Source organism: Ignavibacteriota bacterium, assembly GCA_019637995.1.
Classification (GTDB): domain Bacteria; phylum Bacteroidota; class Ignavibacteria; order Kapaibacteriales; family UBA2268; genus JANJTB01.
Genome location: JAHBUQ010000002.1, coordinates 221,997 through 242,146 on the forward strand (window position 1 = coordinate 221,997; position 20,150 = coordinate 242,146).

A 20,150-nucleotide genomic window follows, 5' to 3' on the forward strand; every position below is an offset into this window, starting at 1 on the left:
TAAAACATATATTACTTTTAATCATTTTATTCTAATTTTATCGTTTGAAACGCCAGCCTTTATCTTCAAACTCAAATATCCAGCTAACTACTTTTCCTTCATCAATATTTTCAAACTTATCCCAGAAATCATTTGTATATGTAAATCTGGAACTTGTATCATCATTTGGAAGTGAATTTGAATGATTCATAATGTCTTCAATTCGCTTTTTCCAAACTACAAAATTTTGTTTACGCAAATCAATCCAGCCGTCATAGCACCATTGATTTACATTTTCTTCAGTCATTTCAAGTTTATCGTCACCGCGTCTGACAGGTATTTTAATATCCTTGCCTCTTAGATAATTCTTTCCATCTTTCATCATAACAGCAATACCGATAGATAAAATCTGTTGTCTTAACTGATTATCAGATTTTAGAATTTCTTCTGCTTTTTCTGATAATTCTTCAGCCGATAAATCTGACACTTTATTCATAGCACCGCAAATTCGTTTGAGCAGATATGCTTCATAAAGCAATTTAGATAGACGCGGAGGTCCCAGTAGCTCGAAAGCAACACTATTTACTCCATGCTCATGTTCGAGTTCATCTAATTTATTCATAGCAACATTTCTTAGCATACCACCGCGATATGTTGGTCCCATAGTAAATGCATCCAATCCCTGAATTACATCTTTACCGGTGTTACCACCAAGTACTTCAAATACTAAATAATCAGCAATTTCTTCAGGAGTAATAATTTCCATTTGCCCAAGAGAGCTTATAGCTTGAAACTCACCACGTGAAAAAATACCATTTTCACCTGTGTCAATATACACAGATTTGAAAGTATCGCCGGTTTCAGACACACCGCTTTTATCATCAAAATGTAAATATCCATCTATCGGTTTAGCAGATTCAAAAGGCATATCAACAAGCTCAATAGCCTGACCTCTTCTCTTAACATCGCCGTAAGCAATTTTCTTCCAGGCTATAGCAGCAGTTGGTTTAATTTCTTTAACAACAGGTCCGCCCGGAGTACGTGCTAAAATGTAAAGAAGTAATGTTTGGGCACCGGCTACAGCATTCTTTGAGAGAAGAACTCTTGAAGGCCTTTCCTCACTGTGTGTATAAGGTATATTGAATCCCATACCACCTGTTCCACTTGTACCGATTTTGAAGTACATTCTGGTACCGGCTTCCTGCAATCCTGTATATAGTAATTGTATATGGCGAATTAGCTGAGGTATATATGAGCTTGCAATAATTTGCTCAACAAGTGCTTCATCTAAATTGCTGTCTTCAATTCTTTTGATTGCATTTATAACAGTACTGTAAATATTCAGATAAGCAATCGCAGTAGCTGTATTGATACAATCAATTACCAAATCCGGTTTTGTGTCAACGATTAATTTATATAATGCTGAATTTTTTACGACATCATCTGATAATTCGTAAAAAATATCTTTGATATGTATTTTTCTTTTATCCTGAGTCGTAAGTACATCGCGGAAATCAAGATCTTTCCAGTCAGTTCTTGTAAAAATATTGCCCCATTTTGGAACAAACATTTCCGGATTTGCATCCGGATACTCAGATTTCATCTGCTCAACCGCATCTAAAGCTTCAGATTCTTTAAGTGATGAAATAATCAATTGTGATGGGTTGTGTTCCATCAATTTACGGCAAATAGCTGAGCCAACCAAGCCCCAACCGCCTAATACAAGAATTTTTGATCCTTTAATTTCCATTCTAATAACCCGTATTATACTTTGTCAAAATTTGCATTTATAACTTTTTAAATTTATTTTTATACAACATAAAGTTACTTTTAATATATCGTATTTAACATAATTTTTGTCATAGTCTATAAATATTTATCTTCATTTACAACATTTAAATTAAATCTTAATGTAAAAAAATACTTTTGAATTAATTACAGAATTCAAAAATACAATTTCATAACAACAAATAAAAATTCTTTTATTTAATTTATATAATATTTTTTACTAATATATTATTTTACATAAAGATTTAAAACTATTTTTTGAATAAGTCAGCCCCTTACCTTTGGTAAAGGGCTGAATATTCATTATGAAATATGTATTATTATGCTAAACATAAATTTAGCGAACAATACTCATCTTGCCTGTCAGAATGTCACCCTCTGAAGTAAGTCTGTAGATATAGCTTCCACTTGGAAGTGCGTTGCCATAGCTGTCATTACCATCAAAGATAACTGAATGTTCTTTTGCAGACATAGATTCATTAGCAAGTACTCTAACCACGTTACCAAACATATCTACAATATCAAGTTTCACATTCTGAGGCTGAGGAACATTGAATTTGATTAGTGTTTGATTTACGAAAGGATTCGGTTGATTTTGTTCTAAAACAAGGTCGCCGATCCTATCGTAAGTCAATGTAACGATGTTAGAAGTAAAGCAATCCTGAGTACCATCTCTGTCCATTTGACGGAGACGATATTCATAAGTAGTTTTAACCTGAACGTCTTTGTCCATGAAATTATAACGGCTGATAGTATTTGAGTTTCCAACACCGGCTACGAAACCGATTTGTTTAAACTCTTCATCGCTCTCAGCAATTCTTCTTTCAACAAAGAATCCGTAATTGTTGATTTCTGATGCAGTTTCCCAGTATAGGTCAATACCGCTTGTGCGTACACTTCCTGTAAAAGTATAAAGCTCAACAGGAATATCATCCGGACACCATTGGAATTCATCAGCTGCTTCGCCAAATCCTTTAGGACCGAAGTAAGGACGAATCATAGGAACCCAGAAACCGCGTGACATAGTTTGAGTAGCAGGGTCAACGGGAGCACCATAATGGTTAAGGTGACCAAATCCAATATTACCTGAAGAAGGAGTAAACTCTACCCAGCCTAATGCACCTGATACGTTCTGGAATGCGAAGAAGTTGTCATTAATAAAGTTACCACCCTGTACTTTACGGAAGTTTTTATCAAGTGATAATGTAGTACCCGCTTCACCCCAAACACCTGCAGGAGAAACGTAAGTATTCAGAGTTCTCATACCGCCTCTTGACGATGCAGCGCCGAGTTCCATACCTGTTTCACCATCCTGAGAAATTGAAATCCAGTATGTACCTCTCTCAAGAACCTGTGGAGTGTTAAATATATAATCAACATATCTTCCATAGATATTCTGGAAATTAGCACCGCCACGTGTTGTGATAGTTCTGAGTCTGAGGTTATTAGTCAAAGGTAGTCTGTCACCATCAGTGTAAAGTGACATAGTAATCTGATCTGCAGCCTGATTCATCGGAGCCCAAAGAACAGAGAAGCCGCGAAGTGTGTCAGAATTAAGAAGGTTAAACTTAACAGCTACAGCACCGGAACCGGAACCGCCTACAGCACCTCTTGTATCAAGTACGCCGTCCCATGCAGGACCTGAACGTGGTTGACCGGAAGGAAGCTGTGGAAGTAAGAAGTTAAGACCATTTGCACCAAGCATACCTGAGTTTGATGGCTCAGCATCAGGTGGGTCGTAAGCAAATACACGTCCTACTCTTAAAATAAAGTCAGAATATGTAGTATCGTTTCTTGGTACAAGGTCTGGTTCGTTCATAAATACATTAGCAATTAGTCTGAAATATCCAATACTATCACGTAAGCTCTTTCTTGCATTCCATGAAGGCATTAGCTGATCGAGCGTTCCTCTTCTAACAAGGTTTGAAATAGTTTGAGTACGGCAGTAAATTGGAGCGTCGTCAATTATTTCACCGAATGAGTTAGTTCTCCAGATATTTACTTTTATAGAAAGATTTGAAGCTTCAATATCAGTATTGTTAGAAACACGCACTGTAATCGGAATTGAAGTTGCCTGTGATGCAGGTACAATCGTATAAGGCCATGAAACCTTAACTGAAGTTACTTCAACGTCAGTGATTTCAGCTCTGTAAAGAATCTTGATATTATCTACATAGAAATCATCAGTATCATCTTCTATACATCCAATACATTTTGGACCATCGTTAGTAGCTAATACTTTAACTCTGAATCTAAAGTGCTTAGCACCTTGATTTTTCCATAAAATAAATGTATCAGGAATTGGAATAGCAAATTTCTGATATTCCCAGTCAATACCATCATCAAATCTGTTGGCTCTGAGTGAGTTTAATCTACCGGTATTTGCATCAGGAAGAGCAAGAGTAGAGTCTTTATCAGTTTCTAAGAAACCAATCATATAACCACCGGCACCAAATAATGTTAATGGAGCTTGATTAGAAAGAGCTGCTTCTTTAGTACCTCTTCTGTAAGGCAAGTGTCTCCAGTCTTCAAGTTTAATGTTTGTAATTCTGTCAATTTCATCATCCGATGGTTTAGCAAATTCAACTACTATTTCATCAGGAACATTACTAACAGACTGTCCGGGAGCATACAAATTGAATGGATTACTTGCAACCATTACTCTTGGTTCAGGACCGATCATAAGCTGGTCACTCCAACCTCTTTCCCAGTCATCTCTGTGAGTTGTTCTCTGGATAGAGAGAGTAAGAATTGGATTTTGCTTGCCACGTAAGTCAATCGGGAATGAACGAATTTCGTCACCGCCACGTTTTGGAGTACGGTTATCCTGATATCTCGGCAGTGGTTCGCCGCCATCGATTGTAACACGGTTCATCTTAATTACCGGTGACATAAGGACTCTTGCCTGCTGAGTACCAATACCGTTATCAATTACGTTATTTTGGTTTCTGACAGGACCACGTGGTGAAAGTGGATATTTAGAAACGTCATCACCGGAAACCATTTCAGTATTAATACTAACCCATTTCCAAGCTGAAGGAATATTATCACCTGATTCAGTATCAACATGCCATTCTGAGCCATCATCTTCAAACTGTCTGAAAGCAGGGATTGGATGTTCGTCATAATATCTTCTCATTACAAATAGAGTAATCTTTGAAGTATCATCGAAGGGCCAGTTATCGCGGAGTCTTTCACCTGAAGCAGGATTTACAGGCTCAGCGATTACGAATGAACGCATTCTTCCGATGTGGTTATCAATAAATTCATTTGGCTCAAATGGTGGGAATTGAATCTGTACAAAATAGTACGGAGGTACACCATTGAAACCTGTTTGCTGGAAATTATTGAAAATATTTAAAGTAGTACCATTGAAGTTAGCAAGTCTGACTTTAACAGAAGGGTCACCATTACATTTCTGAGCATCTTCAGGATCGTCAGATAAGCCCATACATAGTGCATCAACAGGTACAAGACGGTTGTAAATGATTCTGTTAGAAATTGTATTTCTAATCTGGAAACGTCCACGGAAAGTAAGGTCTTGTTTAACAAAGTTGATACCTGAAGTACCTTGGATTTCATTTGTTAAGTTCTGAATTAGAACAACAGGCTGAATTGCACCAAGTCTTTCGTGACCTGCCAAAAGTTCGTAATCAGCTACTTCAGCAGCAGGAATGGTTGTAACAAATGCTGTTGGATTTGAAGCAGCTGGATCTTTACTTCTTACGCGGTATGCAATTTCATGAACGCGAAGTGTATTCTGCCACTGTTTGAATTTAACAACAGAACCGGACTGAGGATATTCCACATTAGGATTGTTTACTCTATAAGACTGGAACCATGTAGTAGCTTGTGGATATTCACCTGCCCAAGGCTGTCCCGCAATAAGTCCGCCCTTGCCGTAATTTACGTGACGGGCAAAACCGCGAACACCTGCTACAGAGTTGTATCTGAATACAACGTGCCCAACTACAGGTCTTCCAAGAGGATTATTGCCATTATGTGTAAACCTGTCAGCTATTCTGGTATAATGAATTGTAATACTTGAGTCTACACCGGAAAGAACCACGTGAGCATCAGCAGTTACATAATTTGTTCTGGCAGGTCTTGAATCAGGATCAATATTGATAGTACCTTGAGTTGTAGCCAAAGCACCTTTAGGCTGAATTCTGAAAAAAGCGACGATTAAAGAGTCATTAGTATAAGTTCTCTTGTAATGAACCATACCATGCTCGTCTCTTTGTTTTGTTTCAGGGTCATACTGAGAAAGAATCATATCACCCCAGAATGGAGCAATTACAGCAGACTTGCTGGTAAGAGGGATTGCAGTCATAATATCACCTCCACGTGCACGAATACCGCTTAAGGCGCCTGGTTGTTGAGTAATATTAAGAGGATTACCGCCTAAAACTGAGAATTGATAACCGAAGTTATCAGGAACGGGGTCATTAAGACCATTTTTGTATTGAATATTTCCGTTACCGTCTCTGTCAGCTATTCTCTGACTTGTATTAGGGTTAATAGAATCCTGAAGTCCGTTCCAGGTTCTTATCCAAAGAGTATCACGCCCGCGAACGCCACCTGCAAACCAGTCCATAGACATTGGGTCGTAGCAGTTTGTTGCTCCCGGAGGAATTACTCTGTTGCCATTTGCATCGTAAAAATATCTTCTGTTTGTAAGTGCTATTACGCCATTGGTTGACACATAAAAAGAGTCATAACGTAATCCGTTAAAGTAAAAGCCACCACGGATACCAAGTGGAATCGGACCGGCAATAGCATCATCAGTTGAGTCTGTGGGACTTGTCCAGAAGTCTGGATCAGCTGGTTGGCGGAAAAATGCAAGTCCTTCTTCTTTGTTTTGTTCCCAGTATGTTTTTGGAAGCATACGAGGACCGGGTGTAATCTTACGCCACAATTCAGGCTGATAGAAAGTATCTGCCCTTCCGATTGCCGGACGCATATTTGGAAACAATTGCTCGCTTAATACTTCAGTGTTGTCAATCCAGTAGTAACCGGTTGATACTGCAGCATTAAAAGGATCCTGCCATTGAGCTGTCGGTGCAAAGTTTCTTGGGAAACTTGTACTTCCTGCGTTAAATGTTGGCGGCTCCTGCAACTGGCTTCTTCTTAAAAGCTCATCATCGTCGTCATTCTTATCTTTAGTATAAGCGACGCTAAGTACGAGACCTATCATCAGAGCTATAAGGAGTAAAAGCTTTTTCATTTAAAACCCCTAAATAAATTAATTAAACAAAATCGTTAATAAAACATTTCTTTATAATATTTTTCAAATTTGACACTTTCATCTATGCAATATAGCAATTTTAACTCAAACTTCATCATATTTTTTTAAAATTGCACCTTTCTCAATTACAGTAACACATGAAATTAAAAAAAATCGCATGAAAATCAAAAAAAAATGCATTTTTTTTTATTTTTTTTCAAAATCATAGACGAATTTTTATCCAAGCTCTTTGTTTTACTTGTAGATAGCCGTATATAGAAAAAAATGACATTGATACAAAAATCATGCCCCAAATTGCGATATGAGTAGAAAAAAACTTGGAAAATAAATATGCACCCGGCAATTGTATTAATATTAAGCTAACAAATACGATTTTTAAACTTCTTATATAGTCTCCGGCACCGCTTATTATTCTGATAGCAATTATTCCGATTGCAAACGGGATATATCCAAAAACAGCAAATCTCAGATATATTGAAACTTCCCTGATTATTACAACATCATCAGTAAAAAATTTTCCTAAATATTTTCCGTAAACAAATACTACAATTCCAAATATACTTAGAAGTATTGTAAGTTGTTTTATTGCAGCCTTTTGATATAGAAAAATCCTGTCTATTTTGCCTGCTCCCATATTCTGACCGGCTATAATCTCAATTGATGCACCATAAGCAAATATTGACATTGATACTAATAAATCAACTCTTAAACCAATAATATAAGTACTCAATATCTCTGTTCCGAAAATATTTGCATTAGCAGCAAGTCCCATACTTGTTATACTTACGGCAATCAGCTGAAGCGATGCAGGGATTCCAAGTTTTGCAATTTTTATCAACACTTCTTTCTCGAACTTAAAGTATTTTAAATTGAATCTAAATGTCTTGCTTTTGAAAAACATTATATACAATCCAAAAATTGAAGCAAATCCATAGGACATAGAAGTTCCCAAACCAGCCCCAAAAATACCCATTGCCTCAATTGGTCCGTAACCAAAAATGAAAATCGGCGTCAGTATAATATTTACAGCATTTGACAATAGTAAAATGAACATTGGATACTTAGAATTTCCCGATGAACGAATGATAGCATTTATCTGGAAAATTAAAAAATTAAAAGGAACACCCCATATTAATGAACTGAAATAATAAGCCGAAAGTTCTTTTACCTTGCCTTTGATACCAAGAAGAGTTTGAATTTCATTCAAAAATAAATGAAGTACGCCAGCTAAAATAATTCCAAGAAAAAACATAATTAAAACAGATTGAATTGCAGTTCCTGCAGCAGTGGATGATTTATTCTCACCAATTCTTCTGGCTATTATTATACCGCTGCCAACAGCAAAGCCACTGCCAACAGCAAATGTAAAGAACCATATTCTTTCGCTGATACCCAATGCAGCTACTGCTGAAGCACCTAAGCGGCTCACAAAATACAAATCAATCCAGGCATACAACAAATTAACTATAAAGCTGATTGCCAATGGAGTCGCAAACTTTATAAGAGTAGAATCTATAGGTCCATTCAATAAATCAATTTGTTTCACTTACTTTCAAATTAAAATTTTCTAAATTCGACTTAGTAAAGATTAGTATCACGGATTTCGAATGTCTTTCTTTTTAGGATGTGATTTTTATGGTCTGGATAATCGTCGTTTCAGTTGTCATTTTTACTCTCAGAGCACTTGTGATGTTTATAGGCAGCTCTTTAGAGCGCTCGAAAGTCTTAAAAAAATCTGTAGCCGATAATATCAAAACTGTTTCCGTTATTGTGCCTGCAAGAAATGAAGAAGATAAAATTGAATCCTGCATCCGGAACCTGTCCAAATGCAATTACCCTCTTGATAAATTTGAAATTATTGCAATTAATGACAGGTCTGAAGATAAAACAGGCGAAATACTCGATATACTTGCCTCCGAAATAACTAATCTAAAAGTACTTCATATAAAAAGCGATATTGACAAAGGTAATTTGAAAGGTAAACCGGGCGCATTACACTTCGGGATTAAGCAATCCAAAGGTGAAATAATTATGATGACAGATGCTGATTGTACAGTAAATCCAAATTGGATTAGGACTATTTCCGATAAGTTTAATGATGAAAAAATCGGACTTGTTCCTTCTTATACATTAATTGATGGTGAGCGGTACTTTGACAAAATTCAAGCTGTCGAATGGCTCTATATGCACACCATGGCAAGTGCAGGAATCGGACTCAATAATCCTTTAGGATGTTATGGCAATAATCTTTCGATACGAAAAACAGTTTATGATGAATTAGGTGGTTATCCAAAAATAAAATTCTCAGTAACAGAGGATTTAGCTTTGCTGAAAGCTGTTTTCAAAGCAGGACACAAAGTAAATTATGTCTGTGATTACAATGCTTCAGTGACGACTCTTCCTTGTTTAAATATTAAAGAGTATATATCTCAACACAAACGATGGGCTGTCGGCGGGCTTGACCTTGGAATTAATGCGGTCATATTTCCTTTGACATCTCTTGCAGTATGGGCAGGGCTTATTGTCGGAATAGTTGCGTTCAATCCACTTTGGATATTAGCTGTACTTTTTGCCCGAGTAATTGGCGATTATATTGTAATTAAACCGGCAATGAATATTCTAAGACAAAATCATGTTAATTCGTGGATTTTGCCGGCAATCGGTTTCTTTATGCTTATGGAACTGATTGTACCACCTCTTCTGATTGACAGCAAAATCGTTTGGAAAGGACAAGTTTTTAATAAAAAAAGTTGAATATTATGAATATTAATACCTATATAGAAAAAGGCAGAGAACTTATATTAAATGGTAATTACAACGATGCTAAAGACATTCTGATTGAATGCTTCAGAGCGGATAACAATAACCCTGACGCTATAATTTCTATTGCTGAGTGCGAAATAAAAATGGGTAACCAGCATAAAGCATTATATCTTGCCAACGAAGCAGCGAAAATTATCAAATCTCCGAAAATTGAAATAATTAAAAATGAAATTTTTGAAATAATCAATAATTCAAGTATTTCCGAAAAATTATTGACTGTTGCTTATATTGTAAAAAATGAAGAGAATTCTCTTCCAAAATCTATAGCAAGTATAAAAAATGTCGCTGATGAAATTATTGTAGTTGATACAGGTTCAACTGATAATACAATCGAAACCGCAAAACAACTGGGAGCAAAAGTTTATTATTTTGACTGGATAAATGACTATTCGGCAGCAAGAAACATCTCTATTAAGCATGCAACATCTAAATGGATACTATATCTTGATGCAGATGAAAGAATAACTGAAGAAAGTAAAAATCTTATCAGAAAAACAATTCTCGAGGCATCAGAAGAAACAGGTGGTCTAATCTGTGAAATTAACAGTAATTATATCATGGATGACGGAACTGAAGGAATTTACAATGGAAATTATCCACGTCTTTTCAGAAACATCGGGTATCCGGTTTTACACTTTTTCGGAAAAGTTCACGAACAAATCTCTCCTTCATTTATCGAAAGAGGCTATGAACTAAGTGATTCCCCGATTGTTATTGTTCATGAAGGTTATGCAATATCAAGTAGCGATCTTAAGGTCAAACTGAACAAACACATCAAAACTTTAACCGATGACATTCAAAATGAACCATACAACGGCTACACATGGTATCAGCTTGGCAATACTTTATACCAAATGAAAAGATACTCCGAATGCAAGGAAATTCTTGAAAACGCTCTGAAATGTGGTAATCTTACAAAATACTTATCTGCAAATACAGCGTTACTGCTTTCACGTGTTGAAGAATTTTTGGGAGATATGAAATCAGCATTTGACTGGGCGCACGAGGCACTTAAATATATTGATAAATACCAACATGCACTTATCAGGAAAGCCGAAATACTGCAGAAACTTGGGAAATTAGATAATTTCAAAAAAAAATGAGTTATGATGATCACATCATAACTCAAATTTATGCTTTAAAAGTTTGTACGCCCTAGAGGAGTCGAACCTCTAACCTTCTGATCCGTAGTCAGATACTCTATCCAATTGAGCTAAGGGCGCAGATATTTACGCTGTCTGACCCGCAAACTTTAATTTATTTACATGTTTAGCTAATGACGACTTTTTGTTAGCGGCTGTGTTTTTATGGATAACATTCTTAGCGCTGATTCTATCAAGAACCTTCGTAGCTAATCTGAATTTTTCCATAGCCTCTTCAAAAGTAGTAGCTTCGCGTACTGCTCTAATTGCAAATTTAGCAGTTTTTTTGTTCAGTCTGTTGTAGAGACGGCGTTTACGTGACTGTCTCATTCTTTTTAATGCTGACTTATGATGCGCCATTTTTATCCAAAAATATAATCATTACACAAATAGAACTACAAAAATAATACTAAAATTTTTGTTGACAAAATATTTTTTTCATTTTAGCATTTTTTTATCAAGATTTCTCTTTTATTTTCATCATACTCATCTGTTTTTATCTCAATAAGGTAATCAATTTCGCGCAATCTATCCTCAGCTTTTTCTGCCCACTCTATCAATTTGATACTTGTATCATCAGACAAACATTCCTCAAAGCCAATCTCCTTCAATTCTTGTTGGTCATTAATTCTGTAAAGGTCAATATGGTAAATCATAAAAGAACCGGAAGATTTAAAACCTTCGTAACTGTTAATAATTGTAAAAGTAGGACTTGTAACTATTTCCTCAACCCCGTAAAACTCACAAATACCTTTTACAAATTCCGTTTTTCCTGCTCCAAGCTCGCCTGTTAGGGCAATAATGTTACCCTGATTTAGTCCCCTTGCAAAGTTTATTCCTGCTAAAATTGTCTCATTCTCTGAACCGGTAATAATTTTATCCACGATTTACACCTAAAATTCATTTTGTAATAATTCAAATAGCAAAAGTAATCAAACGTTTTTATATATAGAAATTTTTTCTGTTATTCATTTTGTATTACTTTTGAATCTTTAGATTAAACCAATTAAGCAAATTTATGAAATTTCTGACTTTGAAACCTATATTTTTATCAGTATATCTGATCACCATAATTTTAGTATCATGCGATAACGGCACAAAACCTACCGATCATGTCGCAAATGAAAAAACCTCAGCAATCCTTGATAATATTGGTGACTCGCTTATAAGCCGAATTGTCATCAATAATGTCAACAAATCTGTTCCTGGCGTATTAATAGGTGCTACAAATCCTGACAATAATTTCAGCTACCTGAAAGCATTTGGAAAATCTGATATTGCAAGCAATCAGCCATTATTCAGAGGTGATTTATTCCGCATTGGAGGTCTGACGCATACCTTCATCTCAACATTAGTTTTTAAATTAGTTGAGCAAGGTACTCTTGGACTTGATGACCCGATAAATAAGTACCTTCAGGTGCCTCACAGCGGAAGTATTTTGACAATCAGACACCTTCTGTCAATGAAATCAGGTTTGCCCGATTACACAGACTCTATCAATTACTATTTAACTGAAAATCCCAAAAGAAAATTTTCTCAGGAGCAGTTACTAAATTTTACATTCAACGCTATGCCTCTATCATACCCCGGGCAAAAATTACATTTTGCACTTTCAAATTATTTTGTTTTGGGTGTGATTATCGAAAAAGCTACAGGCAACAGTTTGGAGGATGAACTCAAAAAAAACATTATCGAGCCTTTAGGACTTAGTGATACATTTTTCAACTCTGAATCTGATTTCTTGGGAAGAACTCACGCAAGAGGTTATGAATTCGACGAGTTCAATAATCTTGAGGATGTTACAGATAAATATAATTATTCGTGGGCTTGGGGAAGTGCAAATATAATTTCAGATACTCGGGATTTGATGAAATGGGCTGAGGCATTCACCTCCGGACGTTTAATATCCCAAGAGTCGCTTGCTATTATGAAAAAATTTGAAGTAATGCAAAACGATTCTCAATACAAGCTTTTTATGGGTTCCGGAATGATGCAAATTGGACCTTTCATCGGATACACAGGTTCGATAAACGGATTTTATACACACTTATATCATTTGCCTTCAAAAGGAATAACGATTCTGATAACAACAAATTCACCAAATGATAATTCAGCACTATTTATTAGAATTGCCGAACTAATCATTCCCGGGGTTAAATATAATTAAATATATGAATATATTATTATTTGTCCTTGTAACTTTTCAAACAAAAAATGCGTTATAGATATTTTAAATTTGCAATTTGGAGAAACTATTTTGAAAAATCTTATTGGGATATTAATAATTTTATTTTCATTCGGTCATATTTATAGTCAGGACGCTAAGATGCGTGCAAAAGAAAATCTGAAAAGGATGTCAGCAGAAGAGAAAATCAAGCTGATTTCTCCCAAAAAAATACCGATTGAAAAAGAAATAGAATATAACCGGAATCTAAATTTAATTAATAAAAATAATATATCAGAACCTAAGTGGCTTTCTTCAGGTATTGAAATGGATTCTCTGCCGAACAATTTCCGAATTGCTGCCGAGTTTGAAGAATTACAAGCTGTACTGATATCCTGGCCCTCATTTGCGTTTGATTCTCTTGGCAATAATTTGGAAGCATTTACACCAGGAGTTGGATTTTATTGGTGGCAGGATGAATTTGACCAATGGAAAAGCGAACTTAGGGATATTGCCGGCTATGTATTAGATTTAGATGATGACAGCGAATACCCGTTACCGAAAATTTGGTCGAAGTTAGCTGATGTAATCCAAAAGGAAACTAAAGTATGGATTCGTGTTACACCAATAGCAGATACTACTGAAATTATAAATTATATGGCTGCAAAAGGAACTCCACTTTATAATTATGAATTTATCGAAGACACAGACGGACAGAATGAATTTTGGATGCGTGATTTCGGTCCGTTTGGTGCTTATCGTGAGGATAATGACAGTTTGTTTTTTGTTGTTACCCGATATTATCCGCAAAGACCTATTGATGATGATTTCCCAATTAATCTTGCCTTCCGGAAAGGAATACCTTATTATCAATCATCACTTGAGATAGAAGCCGGCAATTTTATGACTGACGGTCATGGTAACTCAGTAGTTGGCAACGTATTATATTTTGCCAATAACGACACTTACGGCCATGCTATGACGGAAAAAAAACCTATGAATGCAGTTGAAGTAAATGCCGAATTTGCAAAAATTTTTAATACTAATCAAAGTATAGTTTTGCAATCACTTAGATGTGATGGCGGTACCGGCCATATAGATATATATTCCAAATATGTAAATGACGAAGATATTCTCATAACTAAGTATCCTTCAGCATTTAATAAAGTGCAATTTCCTGATTATCAAACAGTATTGAACAACCGAAAGGAAATCGAAAATCATAACAATTATTACGACCGAAAATTCAGATTTCTTGAAGTTCCATTACCTACTGATGATGACGGCAGATATAACAGAACAACATGCAATACATTCAATCGTGATGCCCGCGGCTATATTAATGGATTGCTTGTAAATAAAACATTTATATTTCCATCCTATTCAGATGATGAATCCGGAAATTCTGAAGGTGATGCAGAAGCTACAGATATCATTAAATCACTAATGCCGGGCTATAATGTTGTTCCGATTGATTCCAGACTACTGACACCATTGGGAGGTGCAGTACATTGTATAACAATGCAAGTACCCGCAGAAAATCCTGTACTTATCAAACATGCAAAATATTATGGTGAGTATTATATTAACGATATCCTTCAAGATGATAACAAAATATTATTTGCCGGCTCGGCAAGGAATAAATCAGGATTCAAGACAGGTATATTGCACTATAGATGCACAAATGGCGAGTGGTCTGAGATTGAATTGGAATTGACTCCATCAGAAAGTGGCTCGGATATGGAATTTGATTTTTTTGCTTCAATCGGGTTTGAAGAAATTGAATGTGGTTTCAATAATGAAATCGATTATTATTTCGAATTTGAAACTAATAACGGAAAAACCGCTCACAAACCAATTACCGCACCTGAAGGTTATTTCAGCTTTTCGGTGACAAATTCGGTATCAAGTGTAGAAGAATTATTCAGCAGTAATGATTTCAAATTATATCCAAGTCCTGCAAGTGATTTCATCACAATATCCATCAGCAACAGTGGGCTACGCCAGTTTAATGAAAATGATAAAATTCAGATATACGATGTACTTGGCTTAGAAGTAGTTCAATCATCTCTGATTGGTGGCAACATCCGAATAGACATTTCTCATCTTCAAACAGGAGTGTATTTCGTAAGAATTGGAAATAATGTAGAGAAACTTATAAAAATGTAATACATCTCAATATGGAAAGTTAAAGTTGAAATGGAAGTGATAAATTATGTATTACGATGCAATATAACAGAATCATGGTTTTCTGGATAATAAAAAAATTCATTCATAAATCAGATAATTCCGAACTAAAATCGAAACTTTGTGGCTCTGAAAGCTATTAAACTTAAAGAGTCACAAAGTTTCACTAATTTATTCTTATTTCAAAAACTATTAATTCTTAATATTGGGTCCTAACATATCTTCCGGACGAACAAGTTCATCAAATTTTTCAGATGTAAGAAGCCCTAATTCGACAGCAGCTTCTTTTAATGTGCCACCTGTTTGATGAGCATTCTTTGCTATTTTAGCAGCGTTATCATAACCAATATGGGGATTCAGAGCAGTAACAAGCATCAAAGTATTTTCAACGAAGTACTTGATTTTAACTTTATTCGGTTCAATACCAACAGCACAATGCTCATTGAACATTTTGCAACTATCTGCAAGGAGGCGTGCAGACTGAAGGAAATTATAAATAATTACGGGCTTAAATACATTCAGTTCGAAATTGCCTTGCGAGCCACCAAAATTAATTGCAGCATCATTGCCCATAACCTGTACAGCGACCATCGTCATTGCTTCAGACTGAGTAGGATTAACCTTGCCCGGCATAATTGATGACCCCGGTTCATTCTCCGGAATTGTCAGTTCACCAAATCCGCAGCGCGGACCGGATGCCATCCAGCGTATATCATTAGCTATTTTCATCAGAGATGCTGCAAGAGTTTTGAGAGCGCCGTGAGCAAATACCAGCGCATCATGCGTCGCAAGTGCTTCAAATTTGTTCGGGGCACTTACAAATGGCAAACCTGTAAGCTCAGCAATTTTCTCAGCTGATTTCACCGCAAAATCAGGATGTGCATTAAGTCCTGTACCAACTGCCGTACCACCTAATGCAAGCTTGTAAATACCCGGAAGTACGATATAAATTCTCTCAACCGCATCCTCAAGCTGGCGAACGTAGGCTGAAAATTCCTGTCCGAGACTTAGGGGCACAGCATCCATCAGATGAGTTCTGCCTACTTTGATTATTTCATTAAATTCTTCGGTTTTTTTTTGGAAAGTATATTTCAACTCTTCAACAGCAGGAATCAATCTTAGATTTAGAATCTCTGCGGCAGCTATGTGCATCGCAGTCGGGAATGTGTCATTAGAGCTTTGGGATTTGTTTACATCATCATTTGGATGCACAGGCTTTTTGCTGCCCATTTCTCCACCAGCCATCTCAATAGCGCGATTTGAAATGACTTCGTTAGTATTCATATTTGATTGTGTGCCTGAGCCTGTTTGCCATATCGAAAGAGGAAAATGTGAATCAAGTTTGCCTTCGATAACTTCATCGGCTGCAAGAACAATCAAATCAGCTTTTTCCTGAGGAAGTACTCCTAATTCAGCATTTGTTAGTGCTGCGGCTTTTTTGAGTATGCCCATTCCGCGTATAACTTCACGAGGCATTTTCTCTGTGCCAATATCAAAATGAATTAATGACCTTGCGGACTGAGCTCCCCAATATACATTTGAAGGAACCTGAATTTCGCCCATTGAATCTTTTTCAATTCTAAATGACATATTTTTACCTTTTGCAAATTGTTTAAATTAACATTAAAGAATTTCTAAAAGTAAGATTTTTTTTGCATTTGACAAAACATATATTAAACTTAATATGTATTTTTGTAGATATATTTTTACAAAAAGATTATAATTGGGTGTTAAAAATGGATGTTGTTTCAATTTATGGCTATCTTGGGGCTACCTGTACAACTGTGAGCTTTATACCACAAATTATTAAAATACTTAAAGAAAAAGAAGCAAAAGATATTTCAATCGGTATGTATCTAATATTCACTTTTGGAGTGATGATGTGGCTGGTCTATGGCATTTTACTCAATGAATATCCCATCATTATTGCAAATACACTTACTTTGTCTTTCGCTGTAACAATACTAATTTTAAAAAATAAATACGGATAATTTTTTTTCTATCAAATAGGAATTCGGATTTATTTAAAAAGCTGTAAATTGCAACTCAGATTGAGAATAATTCTACGAATTAATTGAGTTACTTAACTATTTTCAATATTGAAAAAATTTATGACTTTATTCGTAATTGTTTCCTTCGAGTTGTATTTCATGCATACTTTACAAATATTTAATAAATTTGTAGTCTTATCGTATTAATAATATTAATTACGAAACAATAATCAGGCTGATTAATGATATATCTAAATAATTCATCTACAGGTTATCCTAAACCGGAAAGTGTTCTTAGAGCTGTGAATGACTTGCTTGCTTCACCTCCTTATAATTATGGTAGAACAGGTTTAAGTCGTGGTGATAAAAATCTGGTTAATGACACGCGAGGTTTAGTATCTGAATTTTTTAATGCTTCGGATGAATATTTTACAATCTTCACTTCCGGAAGCACAGAAGCACTTAATCTTGTTATCAAAGGATTAGATTTGAAAGGGAAGCATGTAATTATTTCAGCAACCGAACATAATTCAGTAATCAGACCACTTATGCAATTGCAGAAAGAAGGAATACTTGAAATCAGCATAGCGGAGTGTGATGATTTTGGATATGTCACACCACAAAATATTGAAAAATTAATTACTGAAAATACTGCATTAATTTGCATAAATCATTGCTCAAATGTTACGGGCACAATTCAAGATGTGAAAAGCATAGCCCATATTGCACATAGTCATTCAGCATTGCTACTTGTTGATGGATCTCAATCGGCAGGATTATTTACAATTGATTTACAGGATATTAATCCTGACTTTTTCTGTTTTACGGCTCATAAATCATTAGCAGGAATTCAGGGTACGGGAGGATTAATTTTCAGAAAAAGTATTGAACTTAAACCTCTTAAGCAAGGTGGTACAGGTACACAAAGTCACTTGCTTGAGCAGCCGGATTCACTTCCATACAAGTACGAATCAGGAACAATGAATTTATACGGGATTGCTGCTTTGGAAGCCGGAATAAAGTGGATAATGAACATTGGTATTGATAATATTCGGAAGCATAAACAAATTGTTTCTAAAATAATTATTGAAAATTTGAAATCAATTGATGGGTTGAATTTGATTTTTAATGAAAATCACTTTAGCGGTTCAATCATCAGTATGACAATCAGGGACGTAAATATTGATGAAGTCAATTATGTACTTACTAATTCCTACGACATTTCTGTACGCTCAGGGCTTCACTGTGCCCCGCTTATACATAAATTTATCGGTTCTGAAAACGGTGGCACGCTTCGGGCAAGCCCTTCATATTTTACAACAATCAAGGAAGCCGAAAAATTCTCGGAAGCTATGAAAGTAATCATCAATTCGCTTCGTAGGGCTAATGACTAAAGCTGCTGAAGCATTTTACGGGCTTTAGGAATATGATTTGAACCCGGATGATTTTTGATTAATGCCTGATAGTCGGCTTTTGCTTCGCTGATATTTCCTGATTTGAGATTTGCCTCTGCCTTTCTAATGCGGGCTGCATCCAAAAAAGGGCTGTCATTAAAGCTTAGTACTTTGTTTAAATAATCAATAGACAAGTCATATTTATTGATAAAATAATAACTTTCCCCGAGATAGAAGTTAATTTCTGATTCCTGCTTTTTGCTGGTTTCCTGAGAGAGTGCTTTTTTAAGTGATTCTATTGCTTCGCTGTATTTTTTTGTGCTGTACAATTCTTTACCTTCATTGAATAAAGGATTTATTCCAATATTTACATCATCAGTTTTTGTTGCCACTTCATTCTTGATTTGCGCTTTGGGCGAACTTTTCTTTACTGAAGACTCATCGCTTTTAAGGAAAGTTTCTGAAATTGCTTTTTTCGTAATCATTGTATTTTTAGGTTTGGTCTCAATCTTTTTATCAGCTACCTTTTCATCCGGCAAAAGTTCGAAGGAGCTTTGCTTTTTATCTTCATTCACCTTGATATTACCTGTAACAGGCAATCTCGTGCCTGCAGGGATGTAATCATCAACTGTTCCTTTAAGGTCATATATTAAATTTCTTATTTCGCGAATATCATCCTGCATTTGAGCTATGTCATTCTTAATCAATTCCTGACTTTTGCCAAGGTCCTGCATTTGTTCTCTTATAGTCGGGAGTCTGTCACCAACAATACCGGCAAGTTTGGAATAGTCCTTAGCCTCATTCTGAATTGCTTGAGGTTCGATAAATTCAGAATCATCAATCTTTTCATTAGAAATCATTTCTTTTGGTTCAGGCGATTCTATTGAGCCACTTTCATTGTTATCTTTTGTAATATCTTGTTTTGGATGATATAAATTATTCCCGCTCCTTATACTTCTGACCCCGGAGCAGGAGCTTATAATTAAAATTGATACTATGAATAATATCAGCCATAAATTATTAGCAAAGTAGCCATTCTTATTTTGGACAATCTGCAACATATTCAGGAACTCCTTTATTATCAATACAATACAATAGATACAACTATCTCATAATTATATAATTGCAAATGATATGCCATACATTTACTTTGTCACATTTCTGTAAAAAAAATACAAATAAAAAATTCAAGAATGAACTCTTTTTGTATTGATATTATTGAATTACTTCTTATTTATTAATAGGAACCTACGAAAATTTTAAAATTATTTTTGAAATGACTTGATAGATTACAAACCGTTTATATTACATCCTTAAATGATTCAATTAAATCATTTCATTTACATTAGTAAATGCTGTAAAGCAGAATAACTATTTTTCAAAAGTAAAAAAAACGGATTGTTTATAGAATAAGTATTGTAGCATAAAAAAGCC

General features: G+C 35.4%; 13 protein-coding genes and 1 tRNA gene. 6 read left to right on the plus strand and 8 right to left on the minus strand.

The genetic code is table 11. The annotated features are described in order from the left end of the window. Positions 1-37: 37 nt before the first annotated feature. From KF896_06950 to KF896_06960, 3 genes are all read right to left on the minus strand, one after another. Positions 38-1,729, minus strand: coding sequence for a short-chain dehydrogenase (locus tag KF896_06950; protein ID MBX3043437.1), 1,692 nt, complete (start codon positions 1,727-1,729; stop codon positions 38-40). A gap of 375 nt (positions 1,730-2,104) precedes the next feature. Beyond that, positions 2,105-6,994, minus strand: a complete 4,890-nt coding sequence (locus KF896_06955) for a T9SS type A sorting domain-containing protein (protein ID MBX3043438.1) — start codon at positions 6,992-6,994, stop codon at positions 2,105-2,107. A 223-nt stretch (positions 6,995-7,217) separates the two neighbouring features. Further along, complete coding sequence (locus KF896_06960; protein MBX3043439.1) at positions 7,218-8,561, minus strand: MATE family efflux transporter; 1,344 nt, start codon at positions 8,559-8,561, stop codon at positions 7,218-7,220. An 89-nt stretch (positions 8,562-8,650) separates the two neighbouring features. Here KF896_06960 and KF896_06965 point away from each other — a divergent pair, with 89 nt between their 5' ends. Together KF896_06965 and KF896_06970 are read left to right on the plus strand one after the other, a co-directional pair. After that, complete coding sequence (locus tag KF896_06965) at positions 8,651-9,769, plus strand: glycosyltransferase (GenBank protein MBX3043440.1); 1,119 nt, start codon at positions 8,651-8,653, stop codon at positions 9,767-9,769. Between the two features lie 5 nt (positions 9,770-9,774). After that, on the plus strand, positions 9,775-10,941 hold the full coding sequence (locus KF896_06970; GenBank protein ID MBX3043441.1) for a glycosyltransferase: 1,167 nt from the start codon (positions 9,775-9,777) through the stop codon (positions 10,939-10,941). Positions 10,942-10,987: 46 nt separating this feature from the next. Here the strand turns inward: KF896_06970 and KF896_06975 are convergent. The 3 genes from KF896_06975 to tsaE all read right to left on the minus strand — a co-directional run bounded on the left by KF896_06975 (position 10,988) and on the right by tsaE (position 11,864). After that, positions 10,988-11,061 (minus strand) — tRNA-Arg (locus KF896_06975). A 6-nt stretch (positions 11,062-11,067) separates the two neighbouring features. Next, complete coding sequence (rpsT, locus tag KF896_06980) at positions 11,068-11,340, minus strand: 30S ribosomal protein S20 (protein ID MBX3043442.1); 273 nt, start codon at positions 11,338-11,340, stop codon at positions 11,068-11,070. Positions 11,341-11,423: 83 nt separating this feature from the next. Then, complete coding sequence (tsaE, locus tag KF896_06985) at positions 11,424-11,864, minus strand: tRNA (adenosine(37)-N6)-threonylcarbamoyltransferase complex ATPase subunit type 1 TsaE (protein ID MBX3043443.1); 441 nt, start codon at positions 11,862-11,864, stop codon at positions 11,424-11,426. Between the two features lie 134 nt (positions 11,865-11,998). On the opposite strand from tsaE, the gene KF896_06990 reads away from it, so the two are divergent. Together KF896_06990 and KF896_06995 are read left to right on the plus strand one after the other, a co-directional pair. After that, on the plus strand, positions 11,999-13,147 hold the full coding sequence (locus KF896_06990; protein MBX3043444.1) for a beta-lactamase family protein: 1,149 nt from the start codon (positions 11,999-12,001) through the stop codon (positions 13,145-13,147). 90 nt (positions 13,148-13,237) lie between these two features. After that, on the plus strand, positions 13,238-15,313 hold the full coding sequence (locus tag KF896_06995; GenBank protein MBX3043445.1) for an agmatine deiminase family protein: 2,076 nt from the start codon (positions 13,238-13,240) through the stop codon (positions 15,311-15,313). A gap of 210 nt (positions 15,314-15,523) precedes the next feature. On the opposite strand, the gene fumC is transcribed toward KF896_06995, so the two are convergent. After that, positions 15,524-16,921 (minus strand): class II fumarate hydratase, encoded by a 1,398-nt coding sequence (gene fumC / locus KF896_07000; protein MBX3043446.1) that lies wholly within the window; start codon positions 16,919-16,921, stop codon positions 15,524-15,526. A gap of 146 nt (positions 16,922-17,067) precedes the next feature. Here fumC and KF896_07005 point away from each other — a divergent pair, with 146 nt between their 5' ends. Beyond that, complete coding sequence (locus KF896_07005) at positions 17,068-17,322, plus strand: SemiSWEET transporter (GenBank protein MBX3043447.1); 255 nt, start codon at positions 17,068-17,070, stop codon at positions 17,320-17,322. A gap of 242 nt (positions 17,323-17,564) precedes the next feature. Further along, positions 17,565-18,716 carry an aminotransferase class V-fold PLP-dependent enzyme gene (locus tag KF896_07010; GenBank protein ID MBX3043448.1) on the plus strand — a complete coding sequence of 384 codons (1,152 nt, stop codon included), beginning with the start codon at positions 17,565-17,567 and terminating at the stop codon, positions 18,714-18,716. Here KF896_07010 and KF896_07015 read toward each other — a convergent pair. Then, complete coding sequence (locus KF896_07015; GenBank protein MBX3043449.1) at positions 18,713-19,777, minus strand: tetratricopeptide repeat protein; 1,065 nt, start codon at positions 19,775-19,777, stop codon at positions 18,713-18,715. The two genes, KF896_07010 and KF896_07015, sit on opposite strands and share 4 nt — an antisense overlap. Positions 19,778-20,150 lie beyond the last annotated feature (373 nt).